Raw genomic sequence first — 20,662 nt, 5'->3', positions numbered from 1 at the left:
CGGGCATGGCCCGGTCTTTTAATTTCCAACCGAGCGTGAGTCAGCCATGACCCAAGCACTGATCGAGCTGTCGGACCTGACCTTCAACTGGCCAGGCCAACCGCAGTTGCTGGACATCCCGGCGTTTCGTCTGGAAACCGGCGAAACCCTGTTCCTCAAAGGCCCCAGTGGCAGCGGCAAAACCACATTGCTGGGCCTGCTGGGCGGCGTTCAAAAACCCGCCAGTGGCAGCATCAAACTACTGAATCAGGAGTTATCGAGCCTGTCGTCGGCAGCCCGTGATCGCTTCCGTGTCGATCACACCGGCTACATCTTCCAGCAGTTCAACCTGCTGCCCTTTTTGTCGGTCCGGGAGAACGTCGAGCTGCCTTGCCACTTTTCCAACGTCCGTGCAGAACGCGCCAGGCAACGTCACGGCAGCGTTGAAAAAGCCACCACTACCCTGCTCGCCCATCTAGGCTTGAAAGATCCGGCACTGCTCGCCCGCCGCGCCGATTCCCTGTCCATCGGCCAGCAGCAACGTGTGGCCGCCGCACGGGCGTTGATCGGTCAGCCGGAGCTGGTGATTGCCGACGAGCCCACCTCTGCGCTGGATGCCGATTCGCGCGAGGCGTTCATTCGCCTGTTGTTCGCCGAATGCCGCGAAGCCGGGGCCAGCCTGTTGTTCGTCAGTCATGACCAGAGCCTGGCGCCCTTGTTTGATCGCAACCTGTCGCTGAGCGACCTGAATCGCGCCGCCGTTGCCGTGGAGATTTGAGATGTATCTGTTTCGTCTGGCGCTCGCCAGCCTCGCCAATCGCCGCTTCACTGCGTTTCTCACCGCCTTCGCCATCGCTCTCTCGGTTTGCCTGTTGCTCGGCGTCGAGCGCGTGCGCACCGAAGCCCGTTCCAGTTTCGCCAGCACCATCAGCGGCACCGACCTGATCGTCGGCGCACGTTCCGGCTCCATCAACTTATTGCTGTATTCGGTGTTCCGCATCGGCAACGCCACCAATAATATTCGCTGGGACAGCTTCGAGCATTTTGCCGAGAACAAGCAGGTCAAATGGGCAATCCCGATCTCCCTCGGCGATTCGCACCGCGGCTATCGGGTAATGGGCACCAATGCCTCGTACTTCGAACACTATCAATTCGGCCGCCAGCAGCACTTGCAGATGGCCGATGGGCGCGAGTTCAACACCGACCCGTTCGAAGTGGTGCTGGGCTCTGAAGTGGCCAAGGCGCTTCATTACAAGCTGGGCGACAAGCTGGTACTGGCGCACGGTGTGGCGGCGATCAGCCTGGTCAAGCATGACGACAAGCCGTTCACTGTGGTCGGCATTCTCAAACCGACCGGCACGCCGGTTGACCGCACACTGCACATCAGCCTGGGCGGCATGGAGGCCATTCACATCGATTGGCATAACGGCGCTCCGGCACGCGGCAATGAGCGAATCTCGGCCGATCAGGCGCGCAACATGGACCTGACACCCACCGCAATTACTGCATTCATGCTGGGCCTGAACAGCAAGATTTCGACGTTCAGCCTGCAACGCGAGATCAATGAATACCGAGGCGAACCCATGCTGGCGATTCTCCCAGGTGTGGCGTTGCAAGAACTGTGGGGCTTGATGGGCACCGCCGAGAAAGCGCTGTTCGTGATTTCTCTGTTTGTGGTGCTGACCGGCCTGATCGGCATGCTCACCGCGATTCTCACCAGCCTCAACGAGCGACGCCGGGAAATGGCGATTCTACGCTCGGTCGGCGCGCGTCCCTGGCACGTCGCAAGCCTGCTTATACTCGAGGCCTTCGCACTCGCGCTGGCCGGTGTCATCAGCGGCCTTGCACTGCTCTATATCGGCATTTTTGCGGCACGTGACTACGTACTGGACAACTACGGCCTGTACCTCTCGTCTATGCCACCTGGCCAATATGAATGGACTTTACTGGGTGGCATTCTCGGTTGCGCGCTGTTGATGGGAACCGTGCCAGCCTGGCGAGCCTACAGGCAGTCACTGGCCGATGGACTGTCGATTCGTTTATGAGGACCTTCATGATGCGGCGCATGCTACTCACTCTGCTGCTCTCGGTGACCACTCAACTGTGGGCCGCAGAGCCGCGGATACTGACCTGGAATGACATGATTCCGCCCGATGCACCTGTGGTGAAGCCGGTAACGGCTCCCATACACGATATGTCCAAGCTGTCCGATGCACTGGCCATGGAGGCAGCGCCTGCGGCCCATCAATTGGCACCGCATGCGCCGGTGGTCAAGGCACTGGATGGACAAATGGTGCGTTTGCCGGGCTACATCGTGCCGCTCGAGGTCAGTGAAGAAGGCAGAGTGACGGAGTTTTTGCTGGTGCCGTATTTCGGTGCCTGCATCCATGTGCCGCCGCCACCAGCGAACCAGATCGTGCATGTCACGAGTGAGCTGGGCGTGAAGGTCGATGAGCTGTATCAGCCGTACTGGATCGAAGGACCGATGCAGGCCAAGTCGTCTAGCAGCGAACTGGCAGAAGCGGGTTATCAGATGCAGGCAGACAAGATCCTTGTCTACGAGTTGCCGGATTCATGAGGATGACGAGGTTCCCAGCGATTTCATTGAGCTGAGTCAAAGCCGCCGCTCGACAGCGCTTTAACATTACGCCCATAAATTTTGACTGATCTCTGGAGCCTCCATGAACAAGCACCTGCTAAGCGCGTCCCTTGTCGCGCTCGCCATCACTGCCCCGGTTGCGGCACACGCCTACGAAAAAGGCGATTTCATCGTCCGTGCCGGTGTCGCGCACGTCCAGCCTAACGAAGACAGCAGCGAAGTCAGGCTCGACGGCGCCAAGGTTTCCGGCACCAAAGCCACTGTCGATGGCGAAAACCAGCTGGGCCTGACCTTCGCTTACATGCTGACTCAACATGTCGGCATCGAGCTGCTGGCCGCCACGCCATTCAGCCACACCGTATCGGTCAAAGGCCTGGGCCCTGGACTGGATGGCAAGCTGGCGGACATCAAACAACTGCCGCCCACCCTGTCGCTGCAGTACTACCCCATGGAACCCTCGTCCAGATTCCAGCCTTACGCGGGCGTGGGTATCAACTACACCACGTTCTTCGACACCGACCTGACCGGCGACCGCAAGAATCAGGGTTTCAGTAACCTCAAGCTCAAGGACTCGGTAGGCCTGGCCGCACAGTTGGGCATGGACTACATGATCACCGAAAACGTTCTGGTCAACGCCTCGGTCTGGTACGTCGACATCGACACCAAAGCTACCGTCGACGGGCCTTCTGCGCTGGCTGTCGGCAAGACCAAAGTGGATGTGGATATCGACCCGTGGGTGTACATGGTGGGCGTGGGTTACAAGTTCTGACCTGCACAGTTTCAAGCGCCACAAACACAAAGGCACCCTCAGCGGGTGCCTTTGTCGTTTTTAGTAATCAGCCAGATTTGTGTGTGTGTGTAACGCTGAATGCCGGATTCACTGCCCTATCAACAGCTCAAGGCCGCGATGCAAGGGTGTCGGCTCATCCACCGTGAAGTGCTCCAGCAAACGCCGGTTGCTGGCGCGGGAATGTTTTATGTCGCCCGAGCGCGGCGCCTGGTAGCTGACTTCCGGCTGCTTGCCGACCACTTGCGAGAGCGCCGACAGCAGCTCATTGAGCGAGGTGGTGTTGTTCAGACCCACGTTGATCGCACCTTCAATCGCACTTTCCCGCGACAGGGCCTGCAGCAGCAGCTTGAGCAGATCCCCTACGTAGAAAAAGTCGCGCGTTTGCTCGCCATCGCCAAACACGACAATCGGCAAACCGTTCTGGATACGCTCGGCAAAGATGCTGATCACCCCGGAATATGGCGAAGATGGATCCTGGCGCGGGCCGAAGATGTTGAAGAAGCGAAAGATCACTGGCTCCAGACCATGCTGGCGGCGATAGAAATCCAGGTAGAACTCGCTGGCCAGCTTGTCCGACGCATAAGGGGTCAGCGGCGCTTTGACGGTGTCCTCGGTGATCGCATCGCCTTCGCCGTTATTGCCGTAGACCGCCGCGCTGGAGGCGAAGATCACACGTTTGATGCCGGCTTCGCGCATCGCTTCACATACATTCAGCGTCCCGATGAAGTTGCTCTGATGGGTACGTACGGGGTCATCGACTGACGCTTGCACCGAGGCTACGGCAGCAAGGTGTACAACTGCCTGGCAGCCCTGTGCGGCACGCTTGACCAGTGCGGCGTCTGCCACGTCTCCCTCGATCAGTTCGACCCGTGGGTTGTCGAGCGGAAGATTGCTGCGTTTGCCCGCCGAAAGGTTGTCGAGAATGCGCACGCTGTGCCCGCTGGCGAGCAATGCGTCGGTCAGGTGCGAGCCGATGAAGCCAGCCCCCCCAGTGATCAGAACAGGAGCGTCAGACATGTCGATAATACCGATCCAGCAGGCTTGGCAAGCCGGCCCGCCAGGCGCGAGGCTTGATGCCGAAAGTGTGGAGAATCTTCTTGCAGGCGAGGACCGCGTGCTGCGGCTCTTCGGCTGCATCGGGGCGCGCGGCGTGGGCCTGCGCGGTAGGCGACTCGATGGCCAGCGGATGCGCAATACGCGCCTCGGTGAGCACTGCCTGTCCTAGCGCCAATGGCGTGGTCGCCTCGTGCCCGGCATAGTGGTAAGTGCCCCACAGCGGCGCTTCGCAATCGAGTTGCTTGACCACCGAAATAAGCACTCGCGCAGCATCATCGACGGGCGTCGGATTGCCACGTCGATCATCGGCCAGCAGTATTTCGCCAGGCTCTTTGGCGCGCGACAGAAAGCGACCCAATACGCCGTCGGCGCTGTCGTCCAGCAGCCAGCCGAAACGCACCAGCACATGTTGCGGGCAGGTCGCGCGCACGCTTTGTTCGATACGCCACAGCGCTTGGCCACGCAGGCCCAACGGCACTGGCTCGTCCTTTTCGCTGTAGGCGGTCGCACGCGAGCCATCGAACACACGGTAGCTGGAAGGCTGTACCAGAGTGATGTTGTGGTGCTGACACAGTTCGGCCAGACGCTCGACAGAGCGCTCCTGGTGAGTCAGACGCGCTTCGCTGACCACCTCTGCCTGAAACCAGTCGAAGTAGTAAGCAAGGTTGATCAAGGCATCGGGACGGGTGTCGTCAAGCAGTTGCGTGAGGCTCGCCACGTCCCAGCCGTCTTGCGGTGGACGTGGTGCGAGGAAGCCAATGTCTTCCTCGGCACCCAGACGAATCAGCGCCTGCCCGAGGGCATTCCCGCCGCCCAACAGCATAAGGCGCATTCGCATAGAGTCAGCAGGCTCGGAATCAGGTAATCAAACAAACAATTGAAAAACGCCTGCAAACATAACACGTTGGCTGCCAACCCCCAACAGTTGCGCAGTCTGGCTGGGCGATGGCGCTACAACAACACGTTGCAGCGCCTTGGCCTCATGCATTTCCTTTGGGCAGACCGAGCGGCGCAGGTGCAGGCGCAGATGGCGTAGCGACGGCAGGGTCCGATGGCGCCGGCGGCCCTTCGGCTTCAACGCCAGCCTGAGGATTATTGAAGCCCGGCCCCATGACCATCTGTGGATAAGTCTGCGCGAAGCGCACGTTGGGGTTCTTGTCCACAAGCCGCTTGAGGCGCTCATTGAACGCACGCCCGACCGCATACTGCCCGCCTGACGAGGTGCGGAACTGCGCGGTCAGCACCACGCCATTCAGGTCCATGCGATCGACCCCGAACACTTCCAGCGGGCCTTGCAGGTTGTGCTTGAGCAGGATGTCTTCGCTGATCGACTGACCGGTTTCGCGGATCAGCGCCAGCGCGTCATCGATGTCCGAGTCGTAGGTGAACTGCACCGAGAAGAACGCATAGGCGAACTGGCGTGACTGGTTAGTGACCGCCTTGATCTGCCCGAACGGCACCGAGTGGACGAAGCCCTTGCCGTCACGCAGACGCACGGTGCGGATGGTGAGGCTTTCCACGGACCCCGAATGGCCGGTACTCAGCACCACCCAGTCGCCCACCGAGAACGTGTCTTCGATGATGATGAACAGGCCGGTGATCACATCCTGAACCAATTGCTGCGAGCCAAAACCGATCGCCAGGCCGACCACACCGGCACCCGCCAGCAGTGGCGCAACGTTGATCCCCAGATTGGCCATGGTGGTGATCGCGCAGATCACCACCAGAATGATTTTTACCGCATTGCGCAGCAACGGCAGGATGGTCTTGATCCGCGTACTGGGCTGACGACCGCTGCGATGATTGATCGGTGGTTTGAGGGCTTCCTGAATCGCAGTGTCCAGCACCACCCACAGCAGCCAGGTGACCACAAAGATCAGCCCGATACTGCTCAGTGAATCGCTGATCACCCGACCCAGCGTATTGCGCTGGGCGAACTCGAACATCGAGAACCCCCAGATACGCCCCAACACTTCGATGAAGGTGAGCGCCAGTGCGATACGCAACACGGCGTACACAAGGCTCAGCAAGCGCGCCTTGTACACATGCCCGCCGCGCCCGAGGGATTCGGCGGGTTTGAAGAGGTGCTGGAACACTGTACTGAGGAAAACCGTGGCAATCAGCAATATGGTGGTGAACAGCGCGCAACGCAGAGCCTCCTGGCTGTCTTCACCGGCGCCGACGAGGTTGATCGCCGAGACCAGAATCATCAGCAGGATAGGCAGGTGCCACAGGTTGGAGAATATCTTCAGCGACTGTTGCAGTGCAGGCCGTTGCAAGCGGCTGCTCAGCGACCGGTTACGGATCAGATGCGACACTGGCCGACGCACTTTGATGATCAGCATGCAGAACACCACCGACGCGAACAGGCCGGTGAACACCGCAACACTGGTGGTGACGTTGCTGCCCAGTTGCCGGGCGATCTGCGGGCTGGTCAGCGCATCGCTCAGCGCTGCCAGAAAGCCCACCACGAACAACGGCTTGGGTGAATAACGGCGAATCATGCGCACCGCAGCGCGCTTGTGCCCTGCGTTGAACATCACGATCACGCACAGCAGCACTGACGTGGAAACGATGCCGCTGCTGGTGGCGTAGGCAAAACACAGCGCCAGGGCGCGACCGACCGAGGACGGCATGAAGTGGCTGACATAGAGGGTCAGTGGCAGGCAGATGATGGCTGGCAAAGTAAACGGCAAGACGTATTTGAGCAGCGCCTGACTGCGCTCGCGAACCTGCATGAAGGGGGTTTTGCACAAGCGAACGGCGAGAAAGCGACCCAATGTCGTCAGAACCGCGAACGCCCCCATCCACACGAACGACAAGGCCAGGAAGTCGCCGACCACGCTCCAGGGCGAACGCGTGGTGCGCTTGTTGACCAGCTTTTCCAGTTCGTCGGCTGCACGGTCGGCACGCAATCGCCAGGCATCGAACAGGTTGTCATCCAGATTGAGCTTTTCCTGCACGTCATCAATGCTGGTACTGATAGCGCCGAGCAAACCGCCCTGCACCAGAAGTTCGGCAGCCGGGTCAGCGGCGGCGGGGTCTGCAGCAGCGTCTGACGCTGCATCCGGTTTGGCTGCGGCCTTGTCGTCCGGCTTGGCGGGCGCTTTGTCGGCTGCCTTGCTGTCGGCCTTGTCCGCCGCCTTGTCATCGGCGGGCACCGCAGCGCCCATTGGCAGTGCGGGTACATCGGCCGCCTGAAGGTTGAAGCTGCCTGCGAATAACAACAGACCCGACAGGATCAAGATTTTCAGCTGAGACGCCACGCCGTTTTCTCCTTCAATGTTCAGGTTCAGGAAGCCTCAACCCAAGGAACTGATTCCTGTTTGCCCGGCAAGTTCGGTTTGCACAGGGAAATACAATGAGCCGATGTTTCAGCGGAGCGCTCTGCAGCACGAGTCAGGCATGCCTCTCGGACATTCGGACTGAACTATGCAACAGGCCAAATGCCGGAAAAGACGAGAGCCGTAACATCTGCATGCGTACAGTCAACAGGCTCGACACGTGGCAACCTGACTGGCAAGCCAGATCATCTGAAACGAGAGGAATCGGCATGAGTACGTTCAAGACCAAAGATGGCACCGATATCTATTACAAGGACTGGGGCACGGGCACACCGGTGCTGTTCAGCCACGGCTGGCCGCTGGATGGCGACATGTGGGAATACCAGATGGAGCACCTCAGCAGCAAAGGCTACCGCACCATCGCCTTTGACCGGCGCGGCTTTGGCCGTTCGAGCCAGCCGTGGAGCGGTTACGATTACGACACCTTTGCTGACGATATCGCTGAGCTGATCGAGCACCTCGACCTGCGCGACGTAACGCTGGTCGGCTTCTCCATGGGCGGCGGCGACGTGACTCGCTACATTGCCAGGCATGGCAGCGAACGAGTCGCCAGGCTCGCCTTGCTGGGCTCCGTCACGCCGTTTTTTCTCAAGACCGAAGACAACCCTGAAGGTGTCGACGCATCCGTTTTCGATGGCATAAAGGACGGCCTGATGAAGGACCGCGCCCAGTTCATCAGTGACTTTGCGACACCGTTCTACGGCCTGAATAAAGGTCAGGAAGTTTCTGAAGGCGTTCAGACCCAAACCCTGAACATCGCCCTGCTCGCCTCACTCAAGGGCACGCTGGATTGCGTTACGGCGTTTTCCGCCACAGACTTCCGTCCGGACATGGCCAAAATCGATGTGCCGACCCTGGTGATTCATGGCGATGGTGACCAGGTCGTGCCATTCGAGGCGTCGGGCAAGCGGGCTGCCGAGATGATCAAGGGCGCCGTGCTGAAGGTTTATCCTGGCGCTCCGCATGGTTTTGCAGTGACCCATGCGCAACAACTGAACGAGGATTTGCTGACGTTTCTGCAGAGCTGAAGCCCTGCGTACAACAGGGAGTCGATTGCCGACTCCCCTCTCACACAGAATCAGTCGGCCTGAACGGTCAACTGATTCTGCTCGCCCAACCCGGCGATGCCCAGGCGGATACGCTGCCCGGCACGCAGGAACACGGGCTCGGGTTTGACGCCAAGGCCGACGCCCGGTGGCGTGCCGGTCGAGATCACATCACCCGGCTGCAGGCTCATGCACCGGCTCAGGTAAGCGATCAATTGCGGCACCGAGAAAATCAGCGTGCGGGTATTGCCCTGCTGGTAACGATGGCCATCGACCTCAAGCCACAGGTCAAGCGAGTGAGGGTCGGCGATCTCATCGCGGGTCACCAGCCAGGGGCCAAGCGGGCCGAAGGTATCGAAGCCCTTGCCCTTGTCCCATGTGCCGCCGCGCTCGAGCTGCCACTCGCGCTCGGACACATCATTGATCACGCAGTAGCCAGCGACGTGCTCCATTGCATTGGCTTCGTCGATGTTACGCCCGCCCTTGCCTATCACGACGCCCATTTCCACTTCCCAGTCGGTCTTGAGCGAGCCACGCGGGATCTGGACGTCATCGTTCGGGCCGCAGATGGCGCTGGTCCATTTATTGAAGATGATCGGCTCTTTCGGGATTTCCATATTGGATTCGGCAGCGTGGTCGGCGTAGTTCAGGCCGATGCAGACGAACTTGCCGACCTGCCCGACGCAGGCGCCGATACGCGGTTGACCCGGCACCAGCGGCAGGCTTGCAGGGTCAAGTGCCGCAAGGCTGGCCAGGCTGGCTGGGCTCAACGCATCGCCTGCAACATCTTTGATGTGCGCGGAGAGATCGCGGATCTGGTTGCTTGCATCCAGCAGGCCGGGCTTTTCAGCACCTTTTTCACCGTAACGTAGCAATTTCATCGAGTTCTCCTGTTCTGTCGAGGCTGCAAAAATGGGTTCAGATGCTCATTCCACCATCGATCACATGCACAGCACCGGAGGTGTAGGACGAGGCATCAGAGCCCAGATAAATAACCAGTTGCGCGATTTCCTCCACGCTGCCGATACGTCCCATGGGCTGTCGATCCACAAACTGCTGATAGACCTGTGCCTCGGTAATGCCCTGCTGTCTGGCCTGCGCGGCAATGCGCATTCGCAGAGACGGTGAATCCACCGTGCCCGGACAAATAGCATTGCAACGGATGCCTTGACCAATGAAATCTGCAGCTACCGATTTGGTCAGCCCGATCACCGCCGCCTTGCTGGCACTGTAGGCAAAGCGATTGGGCACGCCTTTGACGCTGGACGCCACCGACGCCATGTTGATGATCGAACCGCCACCGCGGCTCAGCATGCCCGGCAGAAAGGCCTGGATCATGCGGTACATGGCGGTGACATTGAGATCCATCGAGTGCAGCCAGGCTGCCTCGTCACATTCCAGGATGGTGCCGGAATGCACATAGCCTGCGCAGTTGAACAGCACATCGATGGGGCCGATCTGCTCGCTGAGTTCGCGGATCGCCTGGGCCGAGGTAACGTCCAGCTTAATGGCTTGCAGTCCGCTTATACCGCTCAGGTTGCTCAGGTCCAGATCAGTTGCAATGACCTCAGCGCCAGCCTCGACGAACGCCTTGGCACTGGCCAGCCCGATACCTTGGCCAGCCGCGGTAATCAGTACTCGTTTGTCGCTCATGGTCATACTTTCTCCATGCCAGAAAGAGTGGGAGTAACCATTACCGGAGCAGCGCCGGTCTTGTCGAGCATGCTGCGCGGGATCAACAGAATCAACCCGCCGCTGACCAGTAGGCACAGGGCCAGCACGTACGTGCCGTTATTGATGTCACCCGTCATGGTCTCAGCGACAGCAGTGATCATCGAGCCGGTGAAACCGGACAGGTTGCCGATCGCATTGATCATCCCGATCCCGGCTGCTGCCGCAACGCCTGACAGCACGGTCCCCGGCAACGTCCAGAATATCGGCATCAGGCTGAGCAGCCCTGACGCCGCCACGCTGAGAAACAGCACCGAAAGCACCAGATTGTGAGCAAAGTAAGCACTCAGAATCAGACCGACGCCACCAATGAACGCGGGCACTGCCGCGTGCAGACGCCGCTCGCCAGTGCGATTGGAGTGCCGTGCATTGAGCAACATGGCAACGGTGGCGATGCTGTAGGGAATGGCGGTCAACAAACCGATATGAAAGGTATTGGCAATACCTGCGCTTTTGATGATCGACGGCATCCAGAACGCCAGGCCATAAAAACCGGTGTTGAATGTCAGCAGAATCAACACCAGCAGCCAGACGCGCGGGTTGAAAAACACCTCGCTCAGGCGCGAGGCCTTGCCGTGATTGTCGCTGACCAGATTGGCCTTGAGCATGGCTTTCTCAGGTGCCGACAACCATTTGGCCGAGTCGATGTTGTCACACAGGTAAACGATCACCACGACCGCCATGATGATTGACGGGATACCCTCGATGATCAGCATCCACTGCCATCCGGCCATGCCGTGTATGCCGTTCATGCTGTTCATCAGCCAGCCGGACAGCATGCCGCCGAGCGTGAGGCTGACCGGCAGCGCCATCAGAAAACCGGACATCACGCGGCTTTGACGGTGCGTTGGAAACCAGTAGTTGAGGTACAGAATGACCCCGGGAAAGAAACCTGCCTCACAGATGCCCAGCAAAAAGCGCAGCACGTAGAACATGCTGCTCGATTCAATGCGGAAGAACTGTGCGAGGGGTACGGTGAAGGCGACTGCAATGGACACCAGTGCCCAGGTGAACATGATCCGGGCAATCCAGAAACGCGCGCCAAGCCTGTGCAACAGCAGGTTGCTGGGTACTTCAAACAGAAAGTAACCCCAGAAGAACATGCTCGCGCCCAGCGCATAGACGGTATTGCTGAATTGCAGATCGTTGAGCATGTCGAGCTTGGCGAAACCGATATTGACCCGGTCCAGATAGGCGGCCATGTAACACAGCAGCAGGATCGGCAGAGTTCGCAAGATAACCTTGCGATAAGTGCGGTCTTCAAATCCTGCGTCGGAGCCCTGCGGTTCGGCATTGGTCTGCATGTGAATAACCCTTGGCATGCGGGCATGCCTCATTGTTTTTATTGAGTGGGTCGTGCGGGCAGACACAGCTAAATCACTGAATGCCCCATTGCATGTGCTGGCCAGTAATCTAGGTCAGGGAGTGATTCAATCCCAATGGCATTTTTGGATTAATCGATAACGCACGGTTATTGCTCTACCTCATGAACCTGGCGCTTGCTTTTCCTGAACCAGACGCGCGTTTTCCAGCAGGATATTGGCGAATTCCTGAGCGGGGCCGGTCAGTGGCTCGCTCTTGCGGGTCAGAATCCCGTAGAACTGCGGCACCAGATGCATCTGCGTTTGCAATGTCCTGAGCAGCCCACTTTCGAGATGAGGTGCAACCATCGCGTCAGGCAACATGCCGATCATCGGGCCGCTTTGCAGCACCTTGAGGAAGGTCTGCATCGAGATGGTATCGATGGTATTGCGCGGCACGCCGACACCGGCCTCGGCAAATGCTGCTTCCATACGTCCGCGTATCGGCGTGCCTTTCGGATACAGCATCCATGGCCAGTCCACCAATTGCTGCAAGCTCATCGGCCCTGCATCGCACAACGGATGACGGCTGTTGACCACGATACTGAACGGTTCGGGCGCCAGTGCCTGAAAATCATAACGCTGCTGCTGGCCCTTTTCGGTGAATCGGCCGATGGCCAAGTCGAGTGTTCGCTCTTCCAGCATTTCCATCAGGTGATCGCTGGTCTGCTCGACCACCTCGATGGACAGCAACGGCCACCGTTCCTTGATCTGCACGATGGCCTCGGGCAGCACCACCGCCGTGGCAGCGAAGATGCCGCCGACCTTGAGGTGTCCATGGCCACCGGCGCTGAGGTTGTTGATCTGTTCGACGAACGTACGCGCATCGTTCAAGGCAAGCTGGGCGTAACGCACCACCTGCACGCCCAGTGAAGTCGGCACCATGCTGCGCGGCAAACGCTCGAAAATCGCGAAACCCAGCAGACTCTCTATTTCCTTGAGCATCTTGCTCAGCGCAGGCTGGCTGAGGTTCATCTGCTGCGCAGCAAGGTGCATGTTCTGGGTACGCCCGAGGGTGTCGATCAGAATCAGATGGCGATATTTCAACCAGTTACAGAAGCTCGAAAACGACAGGTCCGACATGGGTTCCCTCTGCGCAGTAATAACGCCAGGTTATCGATAAGTGAATATTTGCCATTGGAGTTTATCCAGGCAGCCACCTAGCGTGCAGTTTTTATGGACCAGGAAGCGTTCGCCATGCCCATCCGTCTTACGCCTGAAAACACCCTGCCAACCGATGGCTCGCCTGCCACCCTTATCGGACGCGCATGGATCCCCGGCAATGTGGCTGGCCCCTCGCCTGTGGTACTGCGCGCTGATGGGGTGTTCGACCTGTCGGCGCACTTCGCCACGGTCAGCGAATTGCTGGAGCAGGACTCCCCAGTCGAGGCTGTGCGCAACGCTTCGGGTACTTTTGTCGCAAGCATTGCGGCGCTGCTGGCGAACAGTGGCGTACACACCAACCGTGACCGTCCCAGCTTGCTGGCGCCACTGGATTTACAGGTGATCAAGGCTGCCGGCGTGACCTTCGCCGCCAGCATGATCGAACGAGTCATCGAGGAAAAAGCCGGAGGCGACGCAACGCTTGCCGACAGTGTCCGCGAGACGGTGCGCAAGGTCATAGGCGACAACCTGCGCGCGGTCAAGCCTGGCTCCGAGCAGGCTATGCTGCTGAAGGCGGTGCTGCTCGAAAAAGGCATGTGGTCGCAATACCTGGAAGTCGGGATAGGCCCCGACGCAGAGATTTTCACCAAGGCCCCTGTGCTTTCAGCCGTTGGCAGCGCCAGCCCGATCGGCATTCACCCGCATTCGCACTGGAATAACCCCGAGCCCGAAGTGGTGCTCGCGGTCAACAGTCGCGGTCATGTTGTAGGCGCGACGCTGGGCAATGACGTGAACCTTCGTGACGTCGAAGGACGAAGCGCGCTGTTGCTGGGCAAGGCCAAGGACAACAACGCCTCATGCGCCATCGGCCCGTTTATTCGGCTGTTCGACGAGCATTTCAGCCTTGATGACGTGCGCCACTGCGTGATCGACCTGACGGTTGAGGGGGCCGATGCTTACCGGCTGCAAGGGGCCAGTTCGATGGATCAAATCAGTCGCGACCCGCTGGATATCGTGGCGCAGACCCTCAATGGCTGTCACCAGTACCCGGACGGCCTGGTGCTATTCCTTGGCACGCTGTTCGCCCCGACCCAGGATCGCGATCACCCTGGCGCCGGCTTCACTCACAAACCCGGCGACCTGGTGCGCATCAGCAGCCCTTTTCTCGGCAGCCTGCACAACGAGGTGACGTACAGCAATGCCGCCGCGCCGTGGACGTTCGGGATCGGCGCGCTGTTTCATAACCTGTCAGCCCGAGGCCTTCTGAAACGCTAAGCGACGTTGCGCAATCTTCCGGCTTCACCACATAACAAGAGAACACGCCCATGAGCCTGCCACCCAAACGCTCTCTGCGCAGCCAGCAATGGTTCGACGACCCTGAGCATGCCGACCTGACTGCGCTGTATGTCGAGCGCTACATGAATTACGGACTGACACGCAGTGAGCTGCAATCGGGTCGTCCGATCATCGGGATCGCCCAGACCGGCAGCGACCTGACGCCCTGTAATCGCCATCACATCGAACTGGCCCAAAGGGTCAAGGCCGGCATTCGCGACGCGGGCGGCATCCCGATGGAGTTCCCGGTGCATCCGATTGCCGAACAGAGCCGTCGCCCGACTGCTGCGCTGGATCGCAACCTGGCGTACCTGGGGCTGGTGGAGATTCTGCATGGCTACCCGCTGGACGGGGTCGTGCTGACTACCGGTTGCGACAAGACAACGCCCGCTTGCCTGATGGCCGCCGCGACTACCGACCTGCCGTCCATTGTGCTGTCCGGCGGGCCGATGCTCGACGGCCATCACAAAGGCGAATTGATCGGCTCCGGCACAGTGCTTTGGCATGCGCGCAAGCTGCTGGCGACTCAAGAGATCGACTACGAAGGCTTCATGGAAATGACCACCGCCGCCTCGCCTTCGATCGGCCACTGCAACACCATGGGCACTGCCCTGTCGATGAACGCGATCGCTGAAGCCTTGGGCATGTCGCTGCCCGGCTGCGCGAGTATTCCTGCACCTTATCGCGAACGCGGGCAGATGGCCTACGCCACCGGCAAACGCATTTGTGAACTGGTAATGGAAGACGTCCGCCCTTCGCAAATCATGACCCGAGAAGCGTTCGAAAACGCTATTGCTGTCGCTTCGGCACTGGGTGCGTCGAGCAACTGTCCGCCACATCTGATCGCCATCGCCCGCCATATGGGCGTCGAACTGAGCCTGGAAGACTGGCAGCGTATCGGCGTCGATGTCCCCTTGCTGGTCAACTGCATGCCGGCCGGCAAATACCTTGGCGAGGGTTTTCACCATGCAGGCGGTGTACCTGCCGTGATGCACGAACTGCAAAAAGCCGGGCGCCTGCATGAAGACTGCGCCACGGTCAGCGGCCGATCCATAGGCGACATTGTCCGCACCGCAGTCACCAGCAACACCGAAGTCATCCTGCCCTACGACAAACCGCTCAAATACGGTGCCGGGTTTATCGTGCTCAGCGGCAACTTTTTCGACAGCGCGATCATGAAAATGTCAGTCGTCGGCGAGGCCTTCCGCAAAACCTATCTGTCCGAACCCGGAGCCGAAAACAGCTTTGAAGCGCGCGCTATCGTGTTCGAGGGGCCCGAGGATTACCGCGCGCGCATTGATGATCCGACGCTGGATATCGACGAGCGCTGCATTCTGGTAATCCGTGGCGCAGGCCCCGTCGGCTACCCTGGCAGCGCTGAAGTGGTGAACATGGACCCACCCGCCGCACTGATCAAACGCGGCATCGACTCGCTGCCCTGTCTGGGTGATGGGCGCCAGAGCGGCACCTCGGCAAGCCCGTCAATACTCAACATGTCTCCGGAGGCCGCCATCGGTGGCGGCCTTGCATTGCTGCGCACCAATGATCGTTTGCGGGTGGACCTCAATGCCCGTTCGGTGAACCTGCTGGTAGACGACGAGGAACTTGCAGTACGTCGACAAGCCTGGACACCGTCAATGGCGCCGTCACAAACGCCCTGGCAGGAACTCTACCGACAGTTGGTCGGGCAGTTGTCCACCGGCGGCTGCCTGGAACCGGCCACCCTGCACATGAGAATCATCGCCCGCAATGGGCCGCCAAGGCATTCGCATTAAGCGAAAGAAAATCGGATCGAACGGAGGCGGTCATAATTAATACACACAATGAGTATTAATATCCTCACCAGTTGAAACGAGCCCGCATTGTTACGTCGCGGGTTCGTACTCTTTCGATGGTGAGCCGATTCCATGTCAACGCTGATCCTGCCCCGCCGACTGCCGCCGCATGAATGCCGCTCCTGGCCTGAACCGCCTGTCGGCACGCGCTGTGTGGCGCCATCTTCGCTGTTCGTCCCGCCTCATGGAGGCAACGTTCCGAAAGCGTGGCTGGGCAATACATCGGCGATTCTGGCAGCGCTCGGGCTGCATGCGGCACTGGTGCTGTGGCTGACGGCCGATCATCCGCAAGCGCCCGAACCGACTCCACCGATACCGATCACCGTGCAATGGGTGCCGCCGCCTACTCCGCCTGCTCCGCCGTCAGCCCAGCCGACACCGCAGCCACCCGAACCTGTAGCTCAGCCAGAAGCGCCGCGCCCTGCGCCCACGCCGCCTCCCAAACCTGCGCCAGCCGAGCTGCCAAGGCCCAAGGCCCAAGCAAAATCACCGCCGATAAAAGCCGTGGCCAAACCGGCTGCGCAAGCCCCTTCCGCAGCGCCACCCGCACCTGCGGCGACTAAAGCGGCGCCAGCGCCTGCCGCGGCTGCGACGCAGTCAACTACCGCGCCAATTGGCCGGGCGGGTTACCTGAATAACCCGCCGCCGGTATACCCGCCCGCCGCCGCACGCCGACACCAGGAAGGCACGACGCTGCTGCGCGTCCACGTGCTGCCCAACGGACGTGCCGACCAGGTACAGGTGCAGCAATCGAGCGGCGTGCCAGCGCTGGATGAAGCCGCGCAAGCGGCTGTTCGGCAGTGGACCTTTATTCCCGCCAAACGCGGCGACACCCCGGTCGAAGGCTGGGTCAACGTGCCCCTGGCTTTCAAACTCGCACCCTGAGGCTTACGTCATGAACACCGCTTACTCCGTAATCATTACCCAGACCTCGATGATCCTGCTGGTGATCTTCTCGCTGGTGACCTGGGCGCTGTTGCTTGGCAAGACGTTCCAGCACTGGCGACTGTCGCGGCAGAATCGACGTTACGCCACGCAGTTCTGGGCCGCACGCGACTTGCAAAATGCACTGCAGCTGCCCCACGGCGAAGGCAGCCTGGCGCGCCTGACCGATGCTGGCGCACAAGCCCTCGCCGCGCCTCATGACTCGCCAGACCTTGGCCACAGCTGGAATCGCCAAGACCTGCTGGAGCGCAGCCTGCGCCAGCAGATCCACAAGGAACGACGTCATCTTGAAAGCGGCATGATCCTGCTCGCCTCTATCGGCAGCACCGCGCCGTTCATTGGTTTGTTCGGCACCGTGTTCGGAATCATTCATGCGCTCACTGCGATAAGCCAGGCCAAGTCTGCCAGCATCGCTGTGGTCGCCGGGCCTATCGGCGAAGCCTTGGTCGCGACCGGCGTCGGCATAGCAGTCGCCGTGCCTGCGGTGCTGGCTTACAACTTTTTCGGACGACGCATGAAACTGGTGATCGCGGATCTGGACGAGTTCGCCGTGGACTTTCTCAACCTCTCGCAACGCAACGCGTTCCGGCTGCAACCCGGGAAGCGCGATAAGGCAGCCCCCAACCTGAAAGGAGTGATCTGACATGTCCTTTTCAACTTCCAGTGATGACGATGCAATCAGCGACATCAACATCACGCCGCTGGTGGACGTGATGCTGGTGCTGCTGGTGACGTTCATCATCACCGCGCCGCTGCTCAATAATTCCATTCCGCTGGATCTGCCACAAACGGTCGCCACGCCCTCACAGGATCAGGCCAGCCCGGTAGTGGTGAGCGTCGATGCCAGCGGTGGCGTGTTTATCGACAGTGAAGCGGTAGCGCTGGAACAACTGCCGGACGCGCTGCAAAACCTTCACGACAAGGATCCGGACGTCGCGATCAACCTGCGCGCCGACCAGGCGACGGGCTATGGCCGAGTCGCTCAGGTGTTGGCCGATGTCCAGAAAGCCGGGATCAGTCGCCTGTCGGTCGTAACCGAAAGCCCCTGATATAAAACCTGCCGCTCCCTAATGACACATGCCGCCAGTGCGGCCCCCTGACGCCCCAGGAAAACCTTTCATGAACACTCGATCAATACCGCGCGCCTCTCGATTTCCAGTAACGCGTCTTGCGCTGCTGATTTCATTGAATTCACTGTGCCTGATCAGCCCGTTCATTCGGGCCGACGACAATGTGCCAGTGGCTGTCACGCCGCCAGCCAGCGACGATGCCACGGCCACGACGCTGGGCACCGTCTCGGTGATCGGCCAGGGCGAAACCCGTCAGGTGCAACGCGTCACACAAAAAGACGTGAAGGCTTATTCCGCAGGCACCAGCCCGCTGAAGGTTCTGCAGCGCCTGCCGGGAGTCAACTTCCAGTCCGGCGACCCGCTGGGCCGTGAAGAAGGCAGCCAGCGCATCAGCCTGCGCGGCTTCGACATGCACCACCTGGGCTACACACTGGACGGCGTCACACTCGGCAACATGAGCTTCGGCAACTTCAACGGCCTGAGCATTACCCGAGCGATCATTGCGGAAAACATTGCAGCCAGCGAAGTGGCTCCCGGCATCGGTTCGCTCGGCACGGCGTCAAACAGTGACCTGGGCGGCACTATCCAGTTCACCAGTTCCAACCCCGATAAAGAGTTCGGCGCGCGGCTGTCGCAGACCATGGGCAGCTACGACACTTCGCGCACGTTCATGCGGGTCGACACAGGGGAATACAACGGCCTGTCGGCTTACGTGTCGGGAGAAAAATACGATGCCGACGCTTGGAAAGGCCACAACAACCCGCAAAAGTCCGATGCTGTGAACGCCAAGGTCAATTACAACTTCGGCGACAACCGCGTGAGTTTCTTTCACAGCACCTCGTCGCATGACGAAGCCAACTTGCCGAACATGTCGCAAAGCATTATCCAGCGACTGGGCTACAACTGGAGCTATTACACACCCGACTGGCCCCGCGCAGTCAACGCTGCCAACGGCATTTATACCGGTGGTGTAACCAGCGCAGGCGATGCAACCTACAACGCCAGCAGCCTGCGCGACGACGAGCTGGATATTCTCAATGGCAACTTCTCGCTGACCGATGATCTGGTCCTCGACGCCACTGTCTATCACCATCACGACTCGGGCCGGGGCAACTCTTATTATCCGTTCATCTACACCACCGGCGCTAACACGGTGCCCAGCAACTCGATTCGCAGCACGCAGTACGGCATTGATAGAACCGGGTTCCAGAGCTCGCTGACCTACTATCTGGGCCAGCATGAAATTCAGGGCGGGTTCTGGATTCAGTCCAACAAGAACGACATTGCTCGTTACCTGTTCGACACCACCAATGCGACACCGCAGAACCACATCGTCAAAACCAACGGCCTGCCGCTGGCGGCTACTGTGCTGGACCAGAGTTACAACGACCTGACCCGACAGTTCTACTTGCGTGATACCTACACTCTGCTCGATGACCGCCTCAAACTCGAGTTCGGCGCGAAAAATACGGTCACCACATCTACCGCCGAAGGCAAGGGTGGCGGTTACGCCAATGGCTCACTGGAAGCCCGGGACCGCTTCCTGCCGCAGGTGGGCGCGACCTATAAGCTCGACGAAGACGACGAGGTCTTCACTTCCTACTCGGAAAACATGGCAGCCTTTCCGAGCGGCGGTTACAGCCCGTTCTTCACCACCCAGACTGCCGTAGACGCGCAAAATGGCTTCAAGGACCTGAAACCCGAAACCTCGAAAACCGTCGAACTGGGCCTGCGTCGCAGCACGAAGCTGTATTCGGCATCGGCGGCGGTATACAGCACGAAGTTCGACAATCGCCTGGTCGCTATCACCAATTGCACCGGGATCGTGATCTGCCAGAACGGCGTGGCCAACGTCGGCTCGGTCACCAGTCGAGGGCTGGAGCTGTCATTCGGCCTGACACCCGACGAACACTGGCGCTGGAGCAACTCCATGTCCTATAACCGCAGCACTTACGATGATGATTACTCCAGCGGAGGCAGCACCGTGCATGTCAAAGACAAAACCGTGGTCGACTCGCCGAAGCTGATGTATTCAAGCAACCTGGACTGGAACTGGGAACACTGGAACGCCGGCCTGCAAGGCAATTACGTCAGCAAACGCTATTACACCTACACCAACGACTCCAGCGTCAGCGGCTACTGGCTGGCAAACGCCAACCTGGGTTACGACTTCGGCAAACTCGGCGCCCTCAAGGACACCACCGTTTCGCTGAACATGGTCAACCTGTTCGACAAGCGCTACATCTCTACCCTTAACACCGACGCCAGCGCCGCTGCCGACCCGTCAGGCAACTTGCAGATTCTTCAAGTGGGGACGCCACGTAGTGCGTTTGTGACATTGGGGGTGAAGTTGTAATTGTTGCTGATGGTGGACGTGTGTTGCCCGGCCTGCTGCTCACTTGCTTGCGGGAGTGAGCCGGGCGACTGGCGACGAATAGCGCACGGTGCTGCATACTCCCCATCTACA

Annotated in this window: 18 protein-coding genes; 11 read left to right on the top strand and 7 right to left on the bottom strand. The window is 59.7% G+C overall.

The window, feature by feature from the left end:
* The first annotated feature begins 46 nt into the window (after positions 1–46).
* From ALO43_RS19275 to ALO43_RS19260, 4 genes are all read left to right on the top strand, one after another.
* On the top strand, positions 47–757 hold the full coding sequence (locus tag ALO43_RS19275) for an ABC transporter ATP-binding protein (protein WP_024691642.1): 711 nt from the start codon (positions 47–49) through the stop codon (positions 755–757).
* A 1-nt stretch (position 758) separates the two neighbouring features.
* On the top strand, positions 759–2,024 hold the full coding sequence (locus ALO43_RS19270; protein WP_005887183.1) for an ABC transporter permease: 1,266 nt from the start codon (positions 759–761) through the stop codon (positions 2,022–2,024).
* 8 nt (positions 2,025–2,032) lie between these two features.
* The gene (locus tag ALO43_RS19265) at positions 2,033–2,557 is read left to right on the top strand and encodes a DUF3299 domain-containing protein (RefSeq protein ID WP_024669001.1); all 525 of its coding nucleotides are present in this window, start codon (positions 2,033–2,035) and stop codon (positions 2,555–2,557) included.
* Positions 2,558–2,660: 103 nt separating this feature from the next.
* A complete protein-coding gene (locus tag ALO43_RS19260) occupies positions 2,661–3,347 on the top strand; it encodes an OmpW/AlkL family protein (protein WP_024669002.1) in 687 nt (228 codons plus the stop codon).
* Positions 3,348–3,455: 108 nt separating this feature from the next.
* Here ALO43_RS19260 and ALO43_RS19255 read toward each other — a convergent pair whose 3' ends face one another.
* The 3 genes from ALO43_RS19255 to ALO43_RS19245 form a co-directional block, all read right to left on the bottom strand.
* Complete coding sequence (locus ALO43_RS19255; protein ID WP_024669003.1) at positions 3,456–4,385, bottom strand: NAD-dependent epimerase/dehydratase family protein; 930 nt, start codon at positions 4,383–4,385, stop codon at positions 3,456–3,458.
* Positions 4,378–5,262, bottom strand: a complete 885-nt coding sequence (locus ALO43_RS19250) for a sugar nucleotide-binding protein (RefSeq protein WP_032618329.1) — start codon at positions 5,260–5,262, stop codon at positions 4,378–4,380. Before ALO43_RS19250 ends, ALO43_RS19255 begins: the two co-directional genes overlap by 8 nt.
* A 142-nt stretch (positions 5,263–5,404) precedes the next feature.
* Positions 5,405–7,690, bottom strand: coding sequence for a mechanosensitive ion channel family protein (locus ALO43_RS19245; RefSeq protein ID WP_024669004.1), 2,286 nt, complete (start codon positions 7,688–7,690; stop codon positions 5,405–5,407).
* A 287-nt stretch (positions 7,691–7,977) separates the two neighbouring features.
* Here ALO43_RS19245 and ALO43_RS19240 point away from each other — a divergent pair, with 287 nt between their 5' ends.
* A complete protein-coding gene (locus ALO43_RS19240) occupies positions 7,978–8,796 on the top strand; it encodes an alpha/beta fold hydrolase (RefSeq protein WP_005887170.1) in 819 nt (272 codons plus the stop codon).
* Positions 8,797–8,846: 50 nt separating this feature from the next.
* Here ALO43_RS19240 and ALO43_RS19235 read toward each other — a convergent pair whose 3' ends face one another.
* From ALO43_RS19235 to ALO43_RS19220, 4 genes are all read right to left on the bottom strand, one after another.
* The gene (locus ALO43_RS19235) at positions 8,847–9,695 is read right to left on the bottom strand and encodes an ureidoglycolate lyase (protein WP_053932321.1); all 849 of its coding nucleotides are present in this window, start codon (positions 9,693–9,695) and stop codon (positions 8,847–8,849) included.
* Between the two features lie 37 nt (positions 9,696–9,732).
* Positions 9,733–10,473, bottom strand: coding sequence for an SDR family oxidoreductase (locus ALO43_RS19230; RefSeq protein WP_005887164.1), 741 nt, complete (start codon positions 10,471–10,473; stop codon positions 9,733–9,735).
* Entirely contained in the window at positions 10,470–11,867 is a 1,398-nt protein-coding gene (locus tag ALO43_RS19225; RefSeq protein WP_054997923.1) for an MFS transporter, read from the bottom strand. The genes ALO43_RS19230 and ALO43_RS19225 overlap by 4 nt, the downstream gene beginning before the upstream one ends.
* 162 nt (positions 11,868–12,029) lie before the next feature.
* Complete coding sequence (locus ALO43_RS19220) at positions 12,030–12,989, bottom strand: LysR family transcriptional regulator (protein ID WP_054997922.1); 960 nt, start codon at positions 12,987–12,989, stop codon at positions 12,030–12,032.
* Positions 12,990–13,103: 114 nt separating this feature from the next.
* On the opposite strand from ALO43_RS19220, the gene ALO43_RS19215 reads away from it, so the two are divergent.
* The 6 genes from ALO43_RS19215 to ALO43_RS19190 all read left to right on the top strand — a co-directional run bounded on the left by ALO43_RS19215 (position 13,104) and on the right by ALO43_RS19190 (position 20,551).
* A complete protein-coding gene (locus ALO43_RS19215) occupies positions 13,104–14,285 on the top strand; it encodes a fumarylacetoacetate hydrolase family protein (protein ID WP_054997935.1) in 1,182 nt (393 codons plus the stop codon).
* A gap of 50 nt (positions 14,286–14,335) precedes the next feature.
* Positions 14,336–16,120 carry an IlvD/Edd family dehydratase gene (locus ALO43_RS19210; protein ID WP_005887155.1) on the top strand — a complete coding sequence of 595 codons (1,785 nt, stop codon included), beginning with the start codon at positions 14,336–14,338 and terminating at the stop codon, positions 16,118–16,120.
* 132 nt (positions 16,121–16,252) lie between these two features.
* On the top strand, positions 16,253–17,065 hold the full coding sequence (locus ALO43_RS19205; protein WP_054997921.1) for an energy transducer TonB: 813 nt from the start codon (positions 16,253–16,255) through the stop codon (positions 17,063–17,065).
* 10 nt (positions 17,066–17,075) lie between these two features.
* Positions 17,076–17,768, top strand: coding sequence for a MotA/TolQ/ExbB proton channel family protein (locus ALO43_RS19200; RefSeq protein WP_024669010.1), 693 nt, complete (start codon positions 17,076–17,078; stop codon positions 17,766–17,768).
* A 1-nt stretch (position 17,769) separates the two neighbouring features.
* On the top strand, positions 17,770–18,174 hold the full coding sequence (locus ALO43_RS19195) for an ExbD/TolR family protein (protein ID WP_005887149.1): 405 nt from the start codon (positions 17,770–17,772) through the stop codon (positions 18,172–18,174).
* Between the two features lie 70 nt (positions 18,175–18,244).
* Positions 18,245–20,551, top strand: a complete 2,307-nt coding sequence (locus ALO43_RS19190; RefSeq protein WP_005887147.1) for a TonB-dependent receptor — start codon at positions 18,245–18,247, stop codon at positions 20,549–20,551.
* Positions 20,552–20,662: the final 111 nt, after the last annotated feature.

The sequence above is a fragment of the Pseudomonas tremae genome (genome assembly GCF_001401155.1).
GTDB classification, from domain to species: Bacteria; Pseudomonadota; Gammaproteobacteria; order Pseudomonadales; family Pseudomonadaceae; genus Aquipseudomonas; species Aquipseudomonas tremae.
Note: the sequence above shows the minus strand (reverse complement) of the source record. Positions and strands in the feature narration are given on the sequence as shown.

Excerpts from the sequence above, each read along its gene's own strand:
- ALO43_RS19275 (WP_024691642.1), top strand. The coding sequence starts at position 47 with ATGACCCAAGCACTGATCGAGCTGTCGGACCTGACCTTCAACTGGCCA.
- ALO43_RS19270 (WP_005887183.1), top strand. The coding sequence starts at position 759 with ATGTATCTGTTTCGTCTGGCGCTCGCCAGCCTCGCCAATCGCCGCTTC.
- ALO43_RS19265 (WP_024669001.1), top strand. The coding sequence starts at position 2,033 with ATGATGCGGCGCATGCTACTCACTCTGCTGCTCTCGGTGACCACTCAA.
- ALO43_RS19260 (WP_024669002.1), top strand. The coding sequence starts at position 2,661 with ATGAACAAGCACCTGCTAAGCGCGTCCCTTGTCGCGCTCGCCATCACT.
- ALO43_RS19255 (WP_024669003.1), bottom strand. The coding sequence starts at position 4,385 with ATGTCTGACGCTCCTGTTCTGATCACTGGGGGGGCTGGCTTCATCGGC.
- ALO43_RS19250 (WP_032618329.1), bottom strand. The coding sequence starts at position 5,262 with ATGCGAATGCGCCTTATGCTGTTGGGCGGCGGGAATGCCCTCGGGCAG.
- ALO43_RS19240 (WP_005887170.1), top strand. The coding sequence starts at position 7,978 with ATGAGTACGTTCAAGACCAAAGATGGCACCGATATCTATTACAAGGAC.
- ALO43_RS19235 (WP_053932321.1), bottom strand. The coding sequence starts at position 9,695 with ATGAAATTGCTACGTTACGGTGAAAAAGGTGCTGAAAAGCCCGGCCTG.
- ALO43_RS19230 (WP_005887164.1), bottom strand. The coding sequence starts at position 10,473 with ATGACCATGAGCGACAAACGAGTACTGATTACCGCGGCTGGCCAAGGT.
- ALO43_RS19225 (WP_054997923.1), bottom strand. The coding sequence starts at position 11,867 with ATGCCAAGGGTTATTCACATGCAGACCAATGCCGAACCGCAGGGCTCC.
- ALO43_RS19220 (WP_054997922.1), bottom strand. The coding sequence starts at position 12,989 with ATGTCGGACCTGTCGTTTTCGAGCTTCTGTAACTGGTTGAAATATCGC.
- ALO43_RS19215 (WP_054997935.1), top strand. The coding sequence starts at position 13,104 with ATGCCCATCCGTCTTACGCCTGAAAACACCCTGCCAACCGATGGCTCG.
- ALO43_RS19210 (WP_005887155.1), top strand. The coding sequence starts at position 14,336 with ATGAGCCTGCCACCCAAACGCTCTCTGCGCAGCCAGCAATGGTTCGAC.
- ALO43_RS19205 (WP_054997921.1), top strand. The coding sequence starts at position 16,253 with ATGTCAACGCTGATCCTGCCCCGCCGACTGCCGCCGCATGAATGCCGC.
- ALO43_RS19200 (WP_024669010.1), top strand. The coding sequence starts at position 17,076 with ATGAACACCGCTTACTCCGTAATCATTACCCAGACCTCGATGATCCTG.
- ALO43_RS19195 (WP_005887149.1), top strand. The coding sequence starts at position 17,770 with ATGTCCTTTTCAACTTCCAGTGATGACGATGCAATCAGCGACATCAAC.
- ALO43_RS19190 (WP_005887147.1), top strand. The coding sequence starts at position 18,245 with ATGAACACTCGATCAATACCGCGCGCCTCTCGATTTCCAGTAACGCGT.